Annotated in this window: 14 protein-coding genes; 12 read left to right on the top strand and 2 right to left on the bottom strand. The window is 48.4% G+C overall.

Annotated elements, in window-relative coordinates:
* Nucleotides 1-121: 121 nt before the first annotated feature.
* A complete protein-coding gene (locus tag HMPREF3091_RS09995; protein WP_070715620.1) occupies nt 122-1,210 on the bottom strand; it encodes a YeiH family protein in 1,089 nt (362 codons plus the stop codon).
* 668 nt (nt 1,211-1,878) lie between these two features.
* Here HMPREF3091_RS09995 and HMPREF3091_RS09990 point away from each other — a divergent pair.
* From HMPREF3091_RS09990 to cirA, 7 genes are all read left to right on the top strand, one after another.
* On the top strand, nt 1,879-2,319 hold the full coding sequence (locus HMPREF3091_RS09990) for a universal stress protein (protein ID WP_004089625.1): 441 nt from the start codon (nt 1,879-1,881) through the stop codon (nt 2,317-2,319).
* Nucleotides 2,320-2,637: 318 nt separating this feature from the next.
* Nucleotides 2,638-3,501 carry a DNA-binding transcriptional regulator YeiE gene (yieE, locus tag HMPREF3091_RS09985; protein WP_070715617.1) on the top strand — a complete coding sequence of 288 codons (864 nt, stop codon included), beginning with the start codon at nt 2,638-2,640 and terminating at the stop codon, nt 3,499-3,501.
* A gap of 217 nt (nt 3,502-3,718) precedes the next feature.
* On the top strand, nt 3,719-5,203 hold the full coding sequence (locus HMPREF3091_RS09980) for an amino acid permease (protein WP_004089623.1): 1,485 nt from the start codon (nt 3,719-3,721) through the stop codon (nt 5,201-5,203).
* Between the two features lie 244 nt (nt 5,204-5,447).
* The gene (locus tag HMPREF3091_RS09975; protein WP_305793960.1) at nt 5,448-6,593 is read left to right on the top strand and encodes an ABC transporter substrate-binding protein; all 1,146 of its coding nucleotides are present in this window, start codon (nt 5,448-5,450) and stop codon (nt 6,591-6,593) included.
* Between the two features lie 57 nt (nt 6,594-6,650).
* On the top strand, nt 6,651-7,733 hold the full coding sequence (locus tag HMPREF3091_RS09970; RefSeq protein WP_004089621.1) for a FecCD family ABC transporter permease: 1,083 nt from the start codon (nt 6,651-6,653) through the stop codon (nt 7,731-7,733).
* Entirely contained in the window at nt 7,730-8,518 is a 789-nt protein-coding gene (locus HMPREF3091_RS09965; RefSeq protein WP_004089620.1) for an ABC transporter ATP-binding protein, read from the top strand. The genes HMPREF3091_RS09970 and HMPREF3091_RS09965 overlap by 4 nt, the downstream gene beginning before the upstream one ends.
* Nucleotides 8,519-8,726: 208 nt before the next feature.
* Complete coding sequence (gene cirA / locus HMPREF3091_RS09960) at nt 8,727-10,688, top strand: catecholate siderophore receptor CirA (protein ID WP_035502224.1); 1,962 nt, start codon at nt 8,727-8,729, stop codon at nt 10,686-10,688.
* Nucleotides 10,689-10,754: 66 nt separating this feature from the next.
* Here cirA and metG read toward each other — a convergent pair whose 3' ends face one another.
* Entirely contained in the window at nt 10,755-12,809 is a 2,055-nt protein-coding gene (metG, locus tag HMPREF3091_RS09955; RefSeq protein WP_070715610.1) for a methionine--tRNA ligase, read from the bottom strand.
* Between the two features lie 275 nt (nt 12,810-13,084).
* Between metG and apbC the strand changes: the two genes are divergently transcribed.
* From apbC to dcuC, 5 genes are all read left to right on the top strand, one after another.
* Nucleotides 13,085-14,197, top strand: coding sequence for an iron-sulfur cluster carrier protein ApbC (gene apbC / locus HMPREF3091_RS09950; RefSeq protein ID WP_035502219.1), 1,113 nt, complete (start codon nt 13,085-13,087; stop codon nt 14,195-14,197).
* A gap of 203 nt (nt 14,198-14,400) precedes the next feature.
* Nucleotides 14,401-15,042 (top strand): uridine kinase, encoded by a 642-nt coding sequence (gene udk, locus HMPREF3091_RS09945; protein ID WP_004089611.1) that lies wholly within the window; start codon nt 14,401-14,403, stop codon nt 15,040-15,042.
* A gap of 435 nt (nt 15,043-15,477) precedes the next feature.
* Nucleotides 15,478-16,059, top strand: coding sequence for a dCTP deaminase (dcd, locus tag HMPREF3091_RS09940; protein WP_070715607.1), 582 nt, complete (start codon nt 15,478-15,480; stop codon nt 16,057-16,059).
* A 96-nt stretch (nt 16,060-16,155) separates the two neighbouring features.
* The gene (gene asmA / locus HMPREF3091_RS09935; RefSeq protein ID WP_070715604.1) at nt 16,156-18,024 is read left to right on the top strand and encodes an outer membrane assembly protein AsmA; all 1,869 of its coding nucleotides are present in this window, start codon (nt 16,156-16,158) and stop codon (nt 18,022-18,024) included.
* A 312-nt stretch (nt 18,025-18,336) separates the two neighbouring features.
* Nucleotides 18,337-19,695 carry an anaerobic C4-dicarboxylate transporter DcuC gene (gene dcuC / locus HMPREF3091_RS09930; RefSeq protein ID WP_004089600.1) on the top strand — a complete coding sequence of 453 codons (1,359 nt, stop codon included), beginning with the start codon at nt 18,337-18,339 and terminating at the stop codon, nt 19,693-19,695.
* The last annotated feature ends 104 nt before the right edge of the window (nt 19,696-19,799 follow it).

Here is a 19,799-nt window from a genome sequence, read left to right as displayed (position 1 = left end):
CAACGGGGCTCTCATCGGTCGCCTTCGCCAGCGGGTTCATGGAAACGCATTTGCTGGCCGGCGAACGAAATATTACACAGCTGTTTCATAAACGGCAGAAGGGCGGAATATTACAAAGTAGTCACATCCACATCCCCACAAAATGATTAATCAGCGCACCACCGACAACCAGCCACACGAATAAAATACTGGCCAGCAATATAGGTTTAATTCCCGCCTGACGGATGGCGCTGATGTGTGTCGTTAATCCTAAAGCAGCCATCGCCATGGCGAGTAGGATGGTGTCCAGTGTGATCAACTGGTGTACCAGCGCAGCAGGAAGTAAGTCGAAAGAGTTAAATCCAGCGACGACGATAAACAGCACCGCAAACCATGGAATCGTGATGGCAGATTTTTGCTTAGTTGCATTTTGTTTGTTACTTGGCATGCTGCGGGCAATAAAGCTCGACAAAATGACCAAGAACGGTGCCAGCATCATCACGCGGATCATTTTGGTGATAACGGCAGCGTTACCCGCTTCATCGCTGATCGCACGGCCAGCGGCGACGACCTGTGCCACCTCATGGATCGTTGAACCAATGTAGATACCAAAGCCTTCCTGAGTGGTTTGCAGCCACTGGTAATGCTCGTTAAGTTGGTATAACCATGGGTAGAAAAAGATGGCGATGGTGCCGAAAATGACGACGGTAGAAACCGCTACGGCGACTTTACTGGCATCGGCTTTGACCACCGGTTCAGTGGCCATCACGGCAGCAGCGCCACAAATGCTGCTACCTGCGCCAATCAACATTACGGTTTGGCTGTCCATACCAAATACTTTTCGCCCCACCCACATGGCGAGCAGGAAAGTGGATGTCAGCGTAATGGCATCGGTAACGATCCCCGTCATACCCACGTCAGCGATTTGCTGGAAGGTCAGTCGGAATCCGTACAGGATTATCCCCAGACGCAGGAGTTTTTGCTTGGAGAGGTGTACGCCAACGGCGCAGGCTCCTTCAATGCTTGGATAGAGGGTATTACCTAAAATAATACCGAAAATAATTGCCAGCGTGAGTGCGCCGAAACCGAGGTTTTCAACCCACGGAATATTGCCAGCCCACATAGCAACCGCAGTGATAGCACCAGCAAGCAGTAGCCCTGGAAGCAAATTGCCCAGAGCATGGAGATAGCGGGGAGAGTTTTTATGTTCGAAAGCACTGTTTGCGTGCATAGACCTCTTACCTATAACCCTATTTCTGATGTGGTAAGAGTAGTGGTGCAGGGCTTAAAAATGAAATTGATTATATATTTATAACCTAACGGTATAAGTGGTAAGTGGCGGTGTTTACCCTGACTGACAGAGAAGAATTTCGCCGTCAGCCATGAGCACTAGCGGTGGTGGTTCCCGCCATTGCCAGCGTGTCCGTGAGAGTGTCCACCATAATGAGGTGCATTGCTGCCTTGGTGCCAATCGTAATGTGGAGGAGGAGCATGATGGCCGCGATGGTCTGCAACAATACATCCGCTTAATGATGATGAAATTAATAATAATGCTGCTATTTTTAGCATGATTTTCATTTTTTAACGCCTACCAGAGTGATTATTACCGTTGCAGATTAAGTCGGCAAAGAATGCCTAGGTATAGGTTTTATCTTAAATGGATATATTTATAACAAGTTGATTTTATTGAATATAGTTGATCGCATTAAATGTGATGGAAAAATGAAGAAATAAAGTATTTATTATGGAGATTGTCTGATGACTGGCCTAAAAATTATCGGGTTTATTTTATGGTTTGTTGGGCATCACACTTTTAGCGCTGGAAAATCAATCAATCGGTTAAATATGCTATTACAGAGATGAGAAATAAAATAAAGCCATTGCTGAAGGAGAAGATAAATGGATTATGCGTACAAAATGATTCTTGTTCCTATCGATATTGAAGAACCAAAGCTAACCGAAGGCGCGCTTAACCATGCTGCCTATTTAGCCAAAATGTCGCAGGCGAAAATTCGGCTTATGAACGTGCGTCCTTCGATTCCTACCTATTATATGGGGGAGCATCCACAGCAACTGATTAAAATTCAAGATGATGCAACTAATAAGGTTCAGAAAGAGTTAGAGGCGTTAGCTTCAGCGCTGGATTTGTCTGCCGATCAGGTTTCTGTCGTGGTGACCTGGGGCTCGATTTACGATGAAATTTTGAAAGAGGCAGAAGTGTGTGGAGCGGATTTAATCGTGGTGGGATCGCGTCGCCCAACCATGTCTACCTATCTGATTGGCTCTAACGCGGCGCGCGTGGTTCGCCATGCCAAAACATCGGTATTGGTCGTCCGTTAAACGCGGTTAAAAGAATGCTCTCCGTGGTTGTTTTCTGCACAAATAATCACGGGGAGTCACGCGGGTAAAATGAATAGCCGTGTGAGTTCTTCTTATCTTCCGAAAGAACATGATAATGATTCACTCAATACTTTAGTTTTGTGGTTATCGGCGTTTTATCTATATTTACGTTAAGCCTGCTATAAATAGGGATATTCGCGTTATACTTCCCAGCATCTCTCATCCTCCTAAACCTGCTACTGAGCTTATCTCATGAGATTTGGGCTGATTTAGAGCATATCTCTTATAAATATACTGTGACTTTTTCGGATCTCTTTTATGCATATTACTCTGCGCCAGCTGGAAGTGTTTACTGAAGTGTTGAAGAGCGGTTCCACCACTCAGGCTTCACATGTGTTGTCCTTATCCCAATCGGCGGTGAGTGCAGCATTATCTGATTTAGAAACCCAGCTTTCAGTGCGCTTATTCGATCGCGTAGGGAAGCGCTTGGTCGTTAATGAGCACGGACGTCTTCTTTATCCTAAAGCGATGGCGTTGTTAGAGCAGGCCGGAGAGATTGAACATCTGTTTCAAAGCGAAGCGGGCGCTTTACGTATCGCCGCGAGTAGCACTATCGGCAATTATATTCTGCCAAAAATGATTGCGAACTATCGCCGTGATTTTCCTGTCGCGCCTTTAGAGTTGAACGTGGGTAACAGCAGAGATGTGATTAATGCGGTTGCTGATTTTCGCGTCGATTTGGGATTGATTGAAGGCCCTTGTCATATGCCTGATTTGCTGACGCATACTTGGCAACAGGACGAGTTGGTGGTTTTTGCGGCTCCCGATCATCCGCTATTGCAGATGCCGATTACGTTGGAGTCGCTGGCACAGGCACCGTGGATCCTGCGTGAAAGCGGTTCAGGTACCCGTGAAGTGGTCGAACATATTTTGTTGTCACATTTGCCGCACTTCGATTTGGTGATGGAGTTGGGGAATTCTGAAGCTATCAAGCACGCGGTTCGCTATGGCATTGGTATTAGTTGTTTATCGCGCCGAGTCATCGAAGAGCAGCTGCAGACGGGCGTATTAGTGGAAGTTCCTGTGCCATTGCCGCGTTTAAATCGCGCGCTTTATCTCATCCATCATCGTCAAAAGCATATTTCCAAGGCTCTTGAGCGTTTTCTTAACTATTGCGATTAACGCTAGGAATGGGCCAAACGGCACAATTCATCTTTTGGTGTGGGTGATAGCAGATAAACAAATAGTCGCTACACTTAACAGTGGATTAACAGCTGACGCTAATAATCCACAGGCAATCATGAAGCTCTCTAATAAGATCAGATTGTTACTTTATGCAGGGGCCGGATTTGTTACAATTCGTCCTCTTTAATAATTATAGAGCAGATATAGGGTTCTAATGGCTCAGACAAACACTAAGACCTCCTCCACGGGGCGAGCACCGGCGCTGCGCCGGGAGTTAAAAGCGCGGCATCTGTCGATGATTGCTATCGGCGGTTCTATCGGTACTGGGCTATTTGTTGCATCAGGTGCTACCGTTTCTCAAGCAGGCCCAGGCGGCGCACTGCTTTCCTATATCATCATCGGTTTGATGGTGTATTTCTTAATGACCAGTTTGGGTGAGCTAGCGGCGTTTATGCCGGTATCCGGTTCATTCTCTACCTATGGTTCTCGCTACGTAGAAGAGGGCTTCGGCTTTGCTCTGGGCTGGAACTATTGGTACAACTGGGCTGTGACTATCGCAGTGGACTTGGTTGCCGCGCAGCTTGTGATGGGGTATTGGTTTCCCGACACGCCGGGCTGGATTTGGAGTGCGCTGTTCCTCGGCCTGATGTTCTTGCTAAACTATATTTCTGTTAAAGGCTTTGGCGAAGCAGAATATTGGTTCTCCTTGATCAAAGTGACCACGGTCATCATTTTCATCATCGTCGGTGTTGCGATGATTGTGGGGATTCTGAAAGGTGGCGAACACGCAGGATTCCATAACTGGACTATCGGTGATGCACCGTTTGCCGGTGGTTTCGCGTCGATGATTGGCGTGGCGATGATTGTCGGTTTCTCTTTCCAAGGTACTGAGCTGATTGGTATCGCGGCAGGCGAATCTAAAGATCCGGGCAAAAACATTCCAATGGCGATTCGTCAGGTGTTCTGGCGTATCCTGCTGTTCTATGTATTGGCGATTCTGATCATTAGCCTGATCATTCCTTATACCGATCCAAACCTGCTGCGTAACGACGTTAAAGATATCTCCGTGAGTCCGTTCACGTTGGTATTCCAGAATGCGGGCTTACTGTCAGCGGCAGCGGTGATGAACGCGGTTATCTTGACGGCGGTGCTGTCTGCGGGTAACTCAGGTATGTATGCTTCTACGCGTATGTTGTTTACCTTGGCTTCTGAGGGCAAAGCGCCACGCATTTTTGCTAAACTTTCTGCTGGTGGTGTACCGCGTAACGCGCTGTATGCAACGACGGTGGTGGCGGGGCTGTGCTTCTTAACGTCGATGTTCGGTAACCAAGAAGTTTATCTGTGGCTGCTGAATACGTCGGGGATGACAGGTTTCATTGCATGGTTGGGGATTGCGATTAGTCATTATCGCTTCCGTCGTGGCTATGTGAAGAAAGGTTTAGATCTGAATGCGTTACCATACCTGTCAGGTTTCTTCCCTGTCGGACCGATTTTTGCTTTCATTTTGTGCCTGATTATTACTTTAGGTCAGAACTATGAAGCGTTTCTGGATGACCGTATCGACTGGTACGGTGTAACGGCAACCTATATTGGACTGCCGTTGTTCTTGATCATCTGGTTTGGCTACAAATTGGCGAAGGGGACTCACTTTGTTTCCTATAGCGAGATGGAGTTCCCTGTCACTAAGATTGATGACTAGTTAGTCATTTATTGACAGAAAAAGGCGGCCTTTAAGGCCGCCTTTTTTGATCTTAATGCCGTCTAACCTCATAGGATATGATTGATGAATCAGCAATAATTTTTTTGTGAATTAAAATTCCATCATTTATTAGAGAGTTATGATGTGAAGTTGATTAATAAAATAAACAAATCACATTGATAAGTATTATCATTTGCTTTACCATTTTGTGCACTTATGGAATTGAAGAGCAGGAGTGGTGAAGGTGAAAGACACCGTTAAAGGAAGAAAATCGCGCTGGGGTATTCAATTACTCGCTGCGGCGACGCTGCTAGGCAGCATGAGTTCATGGGCTGCAACGGTCACGGATATTGCCGGACGCAGTGTTGAAGTTCCCGCTAAAGTTGATCGAATTCTTCTCGGCGAAGGGCGTTTATTCTATGCCGTCTCATTGCTGGAAGGGCAAAAGCCTTTTGACCGTATTGTCGGGTGGCAGGGGGATTTCCGCAAACTCGACCCTCAAACCTACGCCGTATATCAGGCAAAATTCCCTGAAATTGACAAAATTCCGCTGATTGGCAATACCACTGCCGACAGCGTTAGCCCAGAAAAAGTACTGACGCTTAACCCTGACGTTGCCATCTTTGGCCTTTCGGGTCATGGGCCGGGGCGCGATAGCCAACTGGTTAAGCAGTTGGAAAAAGCGGGTGTACCGGTTGTATTTGTCGATTTCCGTACCTCTCCGCTGAAAAATACGCTACCAAGCATGCGTTTGTTAGGTCAAGTACTACACCGCGAACAGCAGGCTGAAAATTATATCAACTTCTACCAGGACAACGTGCGCTTGGTGACTGATATCACTAGCAAAATCCCTGATAGCCAAAAACCTAAAGTCTTTATCGAACTGAAAGCCGCAACCAGCGATGACTGCTGCGGTACAGCGGGTAACGGCAATATGGGTGACTTTATCGATCTCGCCGGTGGTAACAATATTGCGAAAGGTTTGCTGCCGGGAGCGCTTGGCCAGATAAATCTGGAGAAAGTTTTGTCGGCCGATCCTGATGTTTACATCGCAAGTGGTGCTAAGGCGCCAAATGCCAAAGATCCGGGTATTAAGCTCGGGGCGCAGGTCAGCGAACAACAGGCGCGCGATAGTTTGAATTTAGCGATGCAGCGAACCGGCATCAGTACGCTGAAAGCGGTTAAAGATGGCAAGTCGCATGCTATTTGGCACAGCTACTACAACTCGCCTTATAACGTACTGGCCGTGCAGGCATTCGCTAAGTGGATTTATCCTGAGAAGTTTGCCTCATTAGATCCTAAGAAAACCATGGACTCCATGTACCAGCAGTTCCTTGCTGTTGACCCAAGCGGCACCTATTGGGTTGATGCTAAAGCGTCGAATCAGTAATCGATAATTGTCCCTGCCAGCCGCCGCCAGCAGGGATGACCATTCACAGGTAACAACATGAGTGCAAGCACCGAGCCAATGACCGCCGTGAAACGTCACGACGCTAGCGCAGTTAAAGGCCATTACCAGCGCATTGTGCGCCATCGCCTAGTGATTATGGGCGTGATTGTGTTAGCGATTTTGGCATCGCTGATCCTTGATTTCACCATGGGGCCATCAGGCTTATCCCTCAGTACGCTATGGCAAACGCTGTGGCAGCCAGAAATGGCCGATGCGGGCACCCGCGTTATCGTTTGGGATATTCGTTTGCCCTATGCGTTGATGGCAATCGTCGTGGGATTGGCTTTAGGGCTAGCCGGTGCAGAAATGCAGACCATCCTGAATAACCCGCTGGCGAGTCCGTTTACGCTGGGTGTTTCATCGGCTGCGGCCTTTGGTGCCGCGCTGGCTATCGTGTTGGGTATTGGTTTTCCCGGCATTCCTGACCAGTGGTTTATTTCTGCTAATGCCTTTATTTTCGCGCTGTTTGCGGCACTGATGCTAGATGGCATCACGCGCTGGACAAGAGTAGCGACCTCAGGCGTTGTGCTGTTTGGTATTGCGTTGGTGTTTACCTTTAATGCGTTGGTCTCAATGATGCAGTTCATCGCAACGGAAGACACGCTGCAAGGGTTAGTGTTCTGGACGATGGGCAGTCTGGCTCGAGCTTCGTGGGAAAAACTGGGCATTTTGCTACTGGCTTTTGCCATTTTGATGCCGATTTCGATGATGAGCTCATGGAAGCTAACGGCTTTACGATTAGGTGAAGACCGTGCGGTGAGTTTTGGTATTGATGTGAAGCGCCTACGTCTAGGAACGCTGCTGCGTATCAGTATTTTATCCGCTCTCGCAGTGGCGTTTGTTGGACCTATCGGTTTTATCGGCTTAGTGGCTCCGCATATTGCGCGCCTGATTTTTGGTGAAGACCATCGTTTCTATTTGCCCGCAAGTGCGCTGATTGGTGCGCTGGTGCTGTCGATGGCATCGGTTGCCTCTAAGAACCTGATCCCGGGCGTGATTATTCCTGTGGGAATAGTGACATCACTGGTCGGTGTTCCGTTCTTCCTGAGCATTATTTTGCGTCATAGGGGGAATGTATGATTTCGGGATTAGAGATTTCGCATTTCAATGCGGGTTATCCACGTAGGGCAGTGATCGAGGACTTATCGGTTTCCACGCTGCCGCGCGGCAAGATTACCGTGCTGTTGGGGCCCAATGGCTGTGGGAAATCCACGCTGCTGCGTTCTCTGGCAGGACTTAATCGAGCCACAGGCAAGCTGTTGCTCGACGGCAACGATTTGATGGCTCAGCCGTTCAGCGAGCGAGCTAAGCAGGTGGTTTATCTGCCGCAGTCTTTGCCGGCCGGTGTTCACCTGCATGTGCTGGAGTCGATTATTGTGGCTCAACGCGCCTCGGGCGGTACGGGTCATAAAGGCAACGAAGGCGAAGTCATGCGTTTGTTGGAGCAGCTCGGTATTTCGCATTTGGCGCTGAGTTACTTAGATCAGCTATCGGGTGGGCAGAAGCAGTTAGTGGGGCTGGCACAATCGCTGATCCGTCAGCCATCGCTGTTGCTGCTTGATGAGCCGCTGAGCGCACTCGATCTGAACTACCAATTCCACGTCATGGATTTGGTGCGCCGTGAAACTCAGCGACGCAATATTGTTACCGTCGTTGTGGTGCACGATATCAACATTGCGCTGCGCCATGGTGACCATGTGTTGATGCTTGAAAATGGAAAGCTGATTGCTGACGGTAAACCCGTTGAAGTCATTACGCCAGAAAGTCTGGCACGCGTTTATGGCGTCCGTGGACGCATCGAACATTGTTCGCAGGGAATGCCTCAGGTTGTGATCGACGGATTGGTCGCGGAACCCACCATCTGATCTTTCCCTGCAAACAGCTTTGGTCATGAACAGGCTAGCTGAGTCAATTATCAGCTCTGCTAGCCATTATGTTCACGGCTAAACGACAGATTTCATCAATTTACTGAAGTACCAAAAGTGGGCTGAACGGCGCCATAAGAGCGCTACATCCATTAAATAATAATCATTCTAATAACTATTTAAATTAAACCTCATGGAGATTGACCAAATGGCTAAGGCAAAACTTAACCCGTTAGCGAACTTATTGCGCGGGGGGCTTTGCGTACCGTTATTCATCGCAGCACCAGTGATGGCGGCCGAAGGGGACGACGTCATGGTTGTAACCGCTTCAGCAACAGAACAAAACTTGAAGGATGCGCCAGCCAGTATCAGCGTGATCACGCGTGAAGATTTGGCGAAAAAGCCAATTCAAAATCTGAAGGATATTTTGCAGGAAGTACCTGGCGTTCAATTGACCAACGAAGGCGACAACCGTAAGGGCGTGAGTATTCGTGGTCTGGATAGCAGCTATACCCTAATTTTAGTTGATGGGAAACGCGTAAGCTCGCGTACAGCGGTGTTCCGTCATAACGACTACGACCTAAGCTGGGTTCCTGCCGAGGCTATTGAGCGTATTGAAGTTGTTCGTGGCCCGATGTCTTCGCTTTATGGCTCTGATGCCTTGGGCGGCGTAGTCAACATTATTACCCGTAAAGTGGGTAAAGAATGGCATGGCTCTCTAAGCGCTGACAGTACCATTCAGGAACATCGCGATCGTGGTGATAGCTATAACGGCAGTTTCTACACCAGTGGTCCGCTGATTGAAGATGTGCTGGGCGTTAAAGTCTTTGGTAATTTGGGCAAGCGTGAAAAAGATGATGCGCAGAAGTCCACAACGAGTAAAACCGGCGAATCAGGCCGTATCGAAGGCTACACCACGCGCGATGCTAACGTTGAGTTTGCTTGGACGCCAGAAGCCAATCAGGACATGACCTTTGGTTATGGCTTTGACCGTCAGGATCGTGATTCTGACTCACTGGATAAAAATCGTTTAGAACGGCAGAACTACTCCATTGGCCACAACGGTCGCTGGGATCTGGCCAATACTGAAATTCGCGCTTATGGCGAGAAAATTGATAACTACAACGAAAATCGAATCACGGCTAAAAACAATGCCATCGACGGTAAAGTTGTCGTGCCGCTGGGTGACTTTAACCAGCTCTTCACCTTAGGGGGAGAGTATCGTAACGATAAGCTAAGCGATGCAGGCAACCTAAAAAACGGTGGCTCAACGTCAGCCAATCAGTATGCACTGTTTGTTGAAGATGAGTGGCGTATCTTCGAACCACTGGCCTTTACCGGCGGTGTTCGTATGGATAACCATGAAGATTATGGCGTTCACTGGAGCCCGCGTGCCTATTTAGTCTACAGCGCAACGGATACGGTCACGGTCAAAGGGGGCTGGGCAACGGCGTTTAAAGCACCTTCGCTGTTGGAGCTGAGCCCAGACTGGCAGTCTGCTTCATGTCGTGGCGCATGTACTATCGTCGGTAGTAAAGATCTCGATCCTGAAACGTCAGAAAGTTTTGAACTGGGTCTGTACTATGCCGGTGATGAGGGGATGCTGGACGGTGTGAACGCCAGCGTAACCGTGTTCCAGAATAACGTTAAAGATATGATTAACGTTAATCGTACTTCAGACGTTGCTGTCGCGCCGACGTATCCAAACTTTGTAGGCTTCGATAAGAATGGTAAGCCGATCTTTAGCTACTACAACGTTGATAAAGCGCGTATTAAAGGTGTTGAAACCGAGTTGAAGGTACCGTTTACCGATGAACTCAGCATTAGCATGAACTATACCTACAACGATGCTCGTGACTTGACCAACGATCGCCCGTTGAGTACGCAGCCGTTCCACACTGCAAACAGCACGCTGGACTGGAAACCGATTGAAGACTGGGCATTCTACGTTTCTGCCAACTACTCCGGCAAACGTCGCGTGGTTTCTAGCTCGGATAAAGCCTCGGGGGGGTATACGCTGTGGAATACCGGTGGTTCATATCAGATGACGAAAGATCTGAAACTGCGAGCCGGCGTTTTGAACGTGCTGGATAAAGATCTGAACCGCGATGATTACAGCTACAACGAAGAAGGGCGTCGCTACTTTATTGCTGCGGATTACACTTTCTAACGTTGCACTCCACGTTTGTTGAGTATAAAAAAACCCGCCAATCGGCGGGTTTTTCGTATCAGGACGTTATTTCACCTGATGGCCTGGCTGGGCACCGCTGTCAGGGCTGAGCAGGAAGATATCCTTACCACCAGGACCTGCGGCCATCACCATACCTTCAGACATGCCGAAGCGCATTTTGCGTGGGGCCAAGTTTGCTACCATTACGGTTAAACGGCCAACCAGTACGCTAGGGTCTGGATACGCTGAGCGGATGCCGGAGAATACCTGACGGGTTTCACCGCCTAAATCCAGCATCAATTTCAGCAGTTTATCGGAGCCTTCAACAAACTCAGCGCTTTTGATTTCAGCAATCCGCATGTCAACTTTGACAAAATCGTCAAAGGTGATGGTGTCTTGAATGGGCTCATCGGCAAGTGGACCGGTGACTGGTTTGGACGCCGCAACTGCAGCAGCCGCAGCGGCTTTACCATCTTCGATCATCGCTTCAACTTTTGCCATTTCGATACGGTTGAACAGCGCTTTGAACGCGTTAACCTGATGACCGAGCAGCGGTTGGGCAATACCATCCCAAGTTAACTTTGTATTCAGGAAGGTTTCAGTGCGCTCGCTCAGCGAAGGCAGAACCGGTTTCAGATAGGTCATGAGTACGCGGAACAGGTTGATACCCATTGAACAGATAGCCTGTAAATCAGCGTCACGGCCTTCTTCTTTCGCTACGACCCACGGCGCTTGTTCATCAACATAGCGGTTTGCCAGATCGGCTAATGCCATGATTTCACGAATGGCTTTCCCTGATTCACGGTTTTCGTATGCCTGAGCGATTTCATCCGCAGCATTCACAAAGGTCTGATACAGCGCAGGATCGGCCAAATGCTCAGACAGTTTGCCGCCGAAGCGCTTATTGATGAAGCCCGCATTACGAGAGGCTAGGTTCACCACTTTGTTCACGATGTCAGCATTCACACGCTGCACAAAATCTTCCAAATTCAGGTCAATATCGTCAATGCGTGAAGAAAGCTTCGCGGCGTAGTAGTAGCGCAGGCAGTCTGGGTCTAAGTGATCCAGATAGGTGCGCGCCTGCACGAAGGTTCCGCGAGACTTAGACATCTTGGCGCCGTTAACGGTAACGTAGCCGTGGACAAATACATTGCTTGGCTTGCGGAAGTTACTGCCTTCCAGCATTGCTGGCCAGAACAGACTATGGAAATAGACGATATCTTTACCGATAAAGTGATACAGCTCGGTAGAGGAGTCTTTGCGCCAGAATTCGTCAAAGCTTAAATCGCTGCGTTTTTCGCACAGGTTTTTGAATGACCCCATGTAGCCAATTGGCGCATCCAGCCATACATAAAAGTATTTACCCGGAGCATCTGGGATCTCAAAACCGAAATATGGGGCATCACGGGTGATATCCCACTGCTGTAAACCGGATTCGAACCATTCCTGCATTTTGTTCGCGACCTGTTCTTGCAACGCGCCGGAACGAGTCCATGCCTGCAACATTTCGCTAAATGAAGGTAAGTCGAAGAAGAAGTGTTCTGATTCACGCATGATCGGCGTAGCGCCAGAAACAACGGATTTAGGCTCAATCAGTTCAGTTGGGCTATAGGTAGCGCCGCACACTTCGCAGTTATCACCGTATTGATCGGGTGACTTACATTTCGGGCAAGTTCCTTTGACAAAACGGTCTGGCAGGAACATCCCTTTTTCTGGGTCGTAGAGCTGAGAAATCGTGCGGTTTTTAATAAAACCGTTTTCTTTCAGCCGACCATAGATCAGGCTCGACAGTTCACGGTTTTCTTCACTATGCGTGGAGTGATAGTTGTCGTAGCTGATATTAAAGTCGGAGAAGTCTTTCTGATGTTCCTGACTCACGGCAGCAATCATCTGCTCAGGCTCAATACCCAACTGCTGAGCTTTCAGCATAATTGGGGTCCCGTGGGCATCGTCCGCGCAGATAAAGTGCACTTCGTTGCCGCGCATTCGCTGAAAACGAACCCATACGTCTGCCTGAATGTGCTCGAGCATGTGGCCGAGGTGAATTGAGCCGTTGGCGTACGGAAGCGCGCACGTCACTAAAATTTTTCTTGCGCTTGCTTGGGAGGTGACTGAAGCCATAGTGGATTTGCTGTCTCTTTAAAGAATGGAACGGTGCAGAAGATGTTACCTGATTGAATCCGTTGCCGCTAGGTTGCTGTGTTTGTTAAGCGATTTTCTTTCTTAATGCGCGGATCTTAAGTTGTCTAACGCGGAGCTGGTGGAGTTCTGGTATGCTTATGACTGCTGTGTAAATAAGTAGAATGGCTGTGTAAGTGAATTATGTAAGCGAACAAAGATAAAGACGCTTCGCAGCACCATCTTAAGATAAAAAATGAATGACACAAGGAGCCGGGATGAGCAATAAATCCCATGAAACGTCCACTCCCGAAGCACTGCGGACGCAGGTCGGCGAAATTCTCGCGGCCTTTACCCATCCAACCCTTAATCACCCGCTGAGTGCGCTCAAGGCGTTGCACCATTGTGCTCTGCTGGACAATACCTTACATATCGAACTGCTGATGCCGTTTGCCTGGCAAAGCGGTTTTGCGGCGCTGAAAGATGCCACAAGCGCTGAACTGCTGCGCGTGAGCGGAGCGAAGGCGATTGAATGGCGTCTGGCGCATAATATCGCCACCTTAAAACGTGCCAACGATCAGGCTGGCGTGAAAGGTGTGCGTAACATTATTGCTGTGAGCTCAGGCAAAGGTGGCGTAGGCAAATCAAGTACCGCGGTGAATTTGGCGCTGGCGCTCGCCGCCGAAGGCGCTAAAGTCGGTATTCTCGATGCGGATATCTATGGCCCATCGATCCCGATGATGCTGGGAACGCCAAATGAGCGCCCAACGTCGCCAGATGGTCAGCACATGGCGCCTATTATGGCACATGGCTTGGCGACCAACTCGATTGGCTACTTGGTCACTGACGATAATGCGATGGTTTGGCGCGGTCCTATGGCCAGCAAAGCGTTGCTGCAGTTGCTACAGGATACACTGTGGCCTGATTTGGATTATTTGGTCTTGGATATGCCTCCGGGTACCGGCGACATTCAGCTGACGCTAGCGCAGAACATTCCTGTAACAGGCGCCGTGGTGGTGACGACTCCGCAAGATATTGCCTTACTGGATGCCATGAAAGGCATCGTGATGTTCGAGAAAGTCCATGTGCCAGTGCTGGGTGTGGTGGAAAACATGAGCATTCACGTATGCAGTAACTGTGGTTTCCATGAGCCGATCTTTGGCACCGGTGGTGCTGAGAAGCTGGCGGAAAAATACAAAATCCGTCTGTTGGGCCAGTTGCCGTTGCATATTTCACTGCGTGAAGATCTGGATCGCGGTGAACCGACGATGGCATGTCGTCCAGACAGCGAATTTTCGAACATTTATCGTCAGCTGGCGGCAAACGTTGCGGCTCAGCTGTACTGGCAGGGCGAGTCTATCCCGACTGAAATCGCCTTCCGCGCGTTGTAATTCTCCGCAGTATTATTTAGCGTTGAATGGCGGGTATAATGCGGGCATTAAACTGGATGCCCGCAATTTCACCGATTAAAACCTGCAAAATTCTGGTATCAATCCACGTAACTCCCTATAATTGCCGCGTCCCAAGCAAGCAGCGGTGAGCTGTCTCTGCTTAGCCCCCCGTCGAACATTTAACACCAGGTCTTAAAAATTATATGACTGACAACTCCCATCAGTGCGTCATTATTGGCATCACGGGCGCATCTGCCTCAGGCAAAAGTTTGATCGCCAGCACACTTTATCGTGAATTACGTGAACAAGTGGGTGAGGAGCACATCGGTGTGATCCCGGAAGATTGTTACTATAAAGACCAGACCGATCTGACGATGGAAGAGCGTGTTAAAACCAACTACGACCATCCAAGCGCGATGGATCATAGCCTGCTATTTCAGCATTTGCAGATGTTAAAAGCAGGTAAAGCCGTCGAACTTCCGCAGTATAGCTATGTAGAGCACACCCGCAAACAAGAGACCATCCACCTAGAACCAAAGAAAGTTATCATTCTAGAAGGGATTTTGCTGTTGACCGATGCTCGCTTACGCAATGAGCTCAATTTTTCTATTTTCGTTGATACCCCGCTGGATATCTGCTTGATGCGTCGTATCCGACGCGATGTGAATGAACGTGGTCGTTCAATGGATTCGGTGATGGCGCAATATCAGAAAACTGTGCGTCCAATGTTCCTACAGTTTATTGAACCCTCTAAACAGTACGCAGATATTATCGTGCCGCGTGGGGGTAAAAACCGCATTGCAATCGATATTCTGAAAGCGAAAATTAGTCAGTTCTTTAAATAAAGCATTTTTGAACGGAAAATATTAAGGCCGATAATTCGGCCTTTTTTTATGCCAATACGCGACGGATTCCACGACAAAAGTTAAAGTCAACGTTGATTGGCGCAACAATACCTCGGGTTTACCCATCGTAAATATCATTTCAGTCATAATAATTTACTTTCCTCTATTTCAACGCAGGTTTCAGAGCCACGATGAGGCAATAGACGCAAAGTGTGAGTCGTATAACCTACGAATTAATTATTCTGAAAAAGCCCATCTTAGGGCTGTATAGGACGATTGTTAGTCTCTGAAATGCCAACAGCTGGGTGAAATAAAACCAATAAGTGAAAAGTTTATCGACAAATCATGTGAGGCATTTCAGAAACTAAGTGTCATAAGGTAGTATGTGCCATAGTTTGCAGCCATTGCTGCTTTGCCCGTAACGGAGAGAAAACCATGAGACTTTGTGACCGCGATATTGAAGCTTGGCTAGACGCGGGAAAACTCACTATTTCACCTCGTCCGCCAGTAGACCGTATTAACGGTGCTACCGTTGATGTGCGTTTAGGGAATAAGTTTCGTGTTTTCCGTGGGCATACCGCACCCTACATTGACCTCAGTGGGCCCAAGGCTGAAGTGGCTGAGGCATTAGAACGCGTGATGAGCGATGAGATCATTCTTGGTGAAGAAGAAGCTTTCTTCCTGCATCCCGGCGAACTTGCGCTGGCGGTGACCTTAGAATCGGTAACCCTGCCGGACAATTTAGTTGGCTGGCTGGATGGACGCTCTTCGCTGGCGCGTTTAGGGCTGATGGTGCATGTCACGGCACACCGTATCGATCCCGGCTGGCAGGGGTGCATTGTGCTAGAGTTTTACAATTCAGGTAAGCTGCCGCTGGCGCTTCGTCCTGGCATGCCAATCGGTGCACTGAGCTTTGAGCCACTATCTGGTTCAGCAGCGCGTCCTTATAATAGCCGCCAAGATGCAAAATATCGCGATCAGCAGGGCGCGGTGGCGAGTCGTATTGATAAAGATTGATGCTTGTTGATGTCCTTGGTGTTTAGCTGCCTAGCGATAGCGTTGACGGTTATGACATTGAGCTCGTATACCGCTTGTCTTTAGATAGAGGATGGCATGAGACGATTTTTAACGACCATTGTAATTCTGCTGGTTGTGCTGGCTGTTGGAATGACCGCGCTGGTGTTGCTGGTTAATCCCAACGACTTCCGTAGTTATATGACGAAAGAAGTACAGCAGCGCACGGGCTACGAATTGCAGGTAGATGGTTCGCTACGTTGGCATGTCTGGCCTCGTCTCAGCATTTTGTCCGGACGAATGTCGTTGACTGCTCCCGGAGCGGCACAGCCGGTTATTAGCGCCGAGAATATGCGGTTAGACGTCGGCCTTTGGCCTCTTCTTTCTCATCAGCTTGATGTGAAGCAGGTGATGCTAAAAGGTGCCGTTATTCGTTTCACGCCGGGTAGCGATCCTCAGAAACCTGAGAATTCCCCGATTGCGCCATCGGGATCTCGCGAACTGTCCAGCGATGTCGCATGGAAGTTGAACATCAAAAAAGTTCAGGTACGAGATAGCTTATTGATCTGGCAGCAGGATAAAGATGACCAGATTAATATGCGCGATATTAATTTATCGATCGATCAGGATAGTGCGCGTCAGGCTAGCATTGAGTTATCGAGTCGTATCAATCGTAACCAGCGCGATCTTAACTTCAAACTTGCCGCGAACGTTGATTTAAGTAGCTACCCTCAGCGCTATAGCGCCGTGGTTTCTAACTTTGATTATCAACTGACCGGGGTCGGATTACCTACCAGTGGAATTGCTGGGAAGGGGAGTGCAACGGTCAGCTACCAACAACAGCCGCAGCAAATTGATATTTCAAACTTGCTGGTGACAGCCAACCAAAGTCAGTTGCAGGGGCGTATTCAAGGCGCAATGCAGGAAAATGGTACATCGGCTTACAAAGTGGATTTGCAGTCGGCTGCGCTTAATCTTGATAACCTGTTGGGCTGGACACCGCCAAGTGAAGGCGCTGATGGCTCTGCCAATACCTCTCAGCAGGCAACGCTGCGTTCTCCGGTCACATCCAACCCAGAATCTATTGCCCAGACAGGGGAGATGGCATTTTTACGAGACTTTACTGCTGAGTTAAAAATTCAGGCCAACGAAGTGATTTATCATGGCTTAAAACTCGCTGACTTCTCCTTGGCGGCACAAAATCAGCAGGGCAACGCCACATTACAGAATATCAGCGGTCGATTGGGTAAAGGAACGTTTCAGGCAAAAGGCACGCTTGCAGTTGTGGACAACCAGCCTGCTCAGGTCCGTTTAACGCCGCAGATAGAAAATATAACCTTAGAACCCGTTCTTCATGCTTTCAGCCAACCCGATGCGCTGGTAGGCGATTTAACGCTGACCGGCGAATTTAACGGAAAGGGCATGACGCTGGTTGATGTGATGCAGAATTGGGATGGCCATGCGCATATTTCATTAGCTAATGCTCGACTTCAGGGCATGAATATTCAGCAATTAATTCAGCAAGCGGTGATTCGGAACCATTCGGATGTCTCGGGTAAAGACAGTTATTCTGATTATACTAAGGTACAGGAACTCAAAGCAGACACGGTATTACGCAATGGCAATTTGCGAATCACTCGGTTCTTTGGCCGCTCAGAGATTTTGACCATTGGTGGCTCAGGATTGGTCAATCTCGAAAACCAAAACTGCGATATGAATTTGAATGTGCGGGTGCTTGAAGGATGGAATGGCAAAGATAGCGTGGTTAAAGCGTTACAGAATGCGGTTATTCCTCTGCGGATTTATGGCCCTTGGCAGCAACTGAGTTACTCACTTGATGCAGATAAAGTCTTACGTGACCAACTGCAACAAAAAGCCAAAGACGCGCTCAATAATTGGCTGGGTAAGCATCAAGACAAAGACACAAAAGATAAGAAAGATGTAGAGCGGTTGTTGAATAAACTCTAATTCAATTTCTTTACTAAGTATTTCTTCGAAGCCGTAGCCTGAGTGCTACGGCTTTTTTTATTGCTTTCTCAATTTCGTTAAATTGCAATCGAGAAAGATTGAATTAAGCGGCAAATCACAAACTTATCACGGCATAAACAAACACGGGTAATCGTTGACCGAAGTCAGTAAAATCGTCTGCCTTTTTCGGCAAAGTTCGACTGTTTGCTGGGTTTATTGGCTTTCGATGGCTAATTCGTTCTTTTTTTCATCGCAAAGCTATTCAAGTTCCGCAGAGAACTTATTTAAAGCAATACCTATAGAGGCTTTTATATGATTGAGTTGTTAATTGGTGTACTCGTTGCGACAGGGGTTGGGCGGTACATCATCAAGGGCTATTCGGCGACTGGTGTATTAATGGTAGGCGGCATTTTGCTACTTATTATTAGTGCATTAATGGGACATCAGGTATTACCGGCCAGCGCAAAACCGACGGGGCTGAGTGCCACCGATATTGTGGAATACATCAAAGTGTTGCTGATGAGCCGCGGTGGCGATTTGGGCATGATGATTATGATGTTGTGTGGTTTTGCCGCTTATATGACTCATATCGGTGCAAACGATATGGTGGTGAAACTCGCATCGCGTCCGCTGCAATATATTAACTCTCCCTATTTGCTGATGATCGCGGCATATTTTGTTGCTTGCCTGATGTCGCTGGCTGTTTCCTCTGCAACTGGACTGGGCGTATTGCTGATGGCAACGCTATTCCCTGTGATGGTTAACGTTGGTATCAGCCGTGGCGCTGCTGCTGCGATTTGTGCATCTCCCGCGGCAATTATTCTTGCGCCGACCTCTGGCGACGTAGTGCTGGCTGCGAAAGCATCTGAAATGCCATTAATTGATTTTGCTTTTAAAACCACGCTGCCGATTTCTATTGCCGCCATTATCTGTATGGCCATCGCGCACTTTTTCTGGCAGCGTTATTTAGATAAAAAAGAAAACGTCTCGCATGAGATGTTGGACGTTAGCGAAATTAAAACTAATGCACCAAGTTTTTATGCGTTATTGCCTTTTACGCCGATTGTCGGTGTTCTGATCTTTGACGGCAAGTGGGGGCCTGAACTGCATATTATTACTGTCCTGGTCATTTGCATGCTAGGCGCGGCTATTATTGAATTCTTACGTGGCTTTGATGCGCAAAAAGTATTTGTTGGGTTGGAAGTCGCCTACCGCGGCATGGCGGATGCTTTTGCTAGCGTTGTGATGTTATTGGTTGCCGCTGGTGTATTTGCACAAGGACTCAGCACGGTTGGTTTTATTAGCAGCCTGATCGATCTGGCTCAGTCGTTTGGCACCGGTGGTATCGTGATGATGATGGTGCTGGTGGTCATCACCATGCTGGCTGCAATGACGACGGGGTCGGGTAACGCGCCTTTTTACGCTTTTGTGGAGCTTATTCCTAAGCTTTCAGCCCAGATGGGCGTTAACCCAGCCTATCTAACTATCCCTATGCTGCAAGCTTCCAACCTTGGTCGCACACTGTCGCCGGTGTCTGGTGTGGTTGTGGCTGTCGCGGGGATGGCAAAAATATCTCCATTTGAAGTCGTTAAACGCACTTCTGTTCCGGTGTTGGTCGGATTGATTGTCGTCATTGTCGCTACCGAAATTTTGGTTCCGGTTCATTTGTAACAATCACAGCGTAATGTATGTATAGAAAAAGCGGGCTTGGCCCTAAGGCTGATCGTTTAAGAGATCGAGATACACGGGGCTAGCACACCGCGGGGCGCTCCGGC

The sequence above is a fragment of the Hafnia sp. HMSC23F03 genome, assembly GCF_001816025.1.
In the GTDB taxonomy this organism is placed as follows: Bacteria; Pseudomonadota; Gammaproteobacteria; order Enterobacterales; family Enterobacteriaceae; genus Hafnia; species Hafnia paralvei.
The sequence above is the reverse complement of the archived record's forward strand: the minus strand, read 5'-3'. Positions and strand labels throughout refer to the sequence as shown.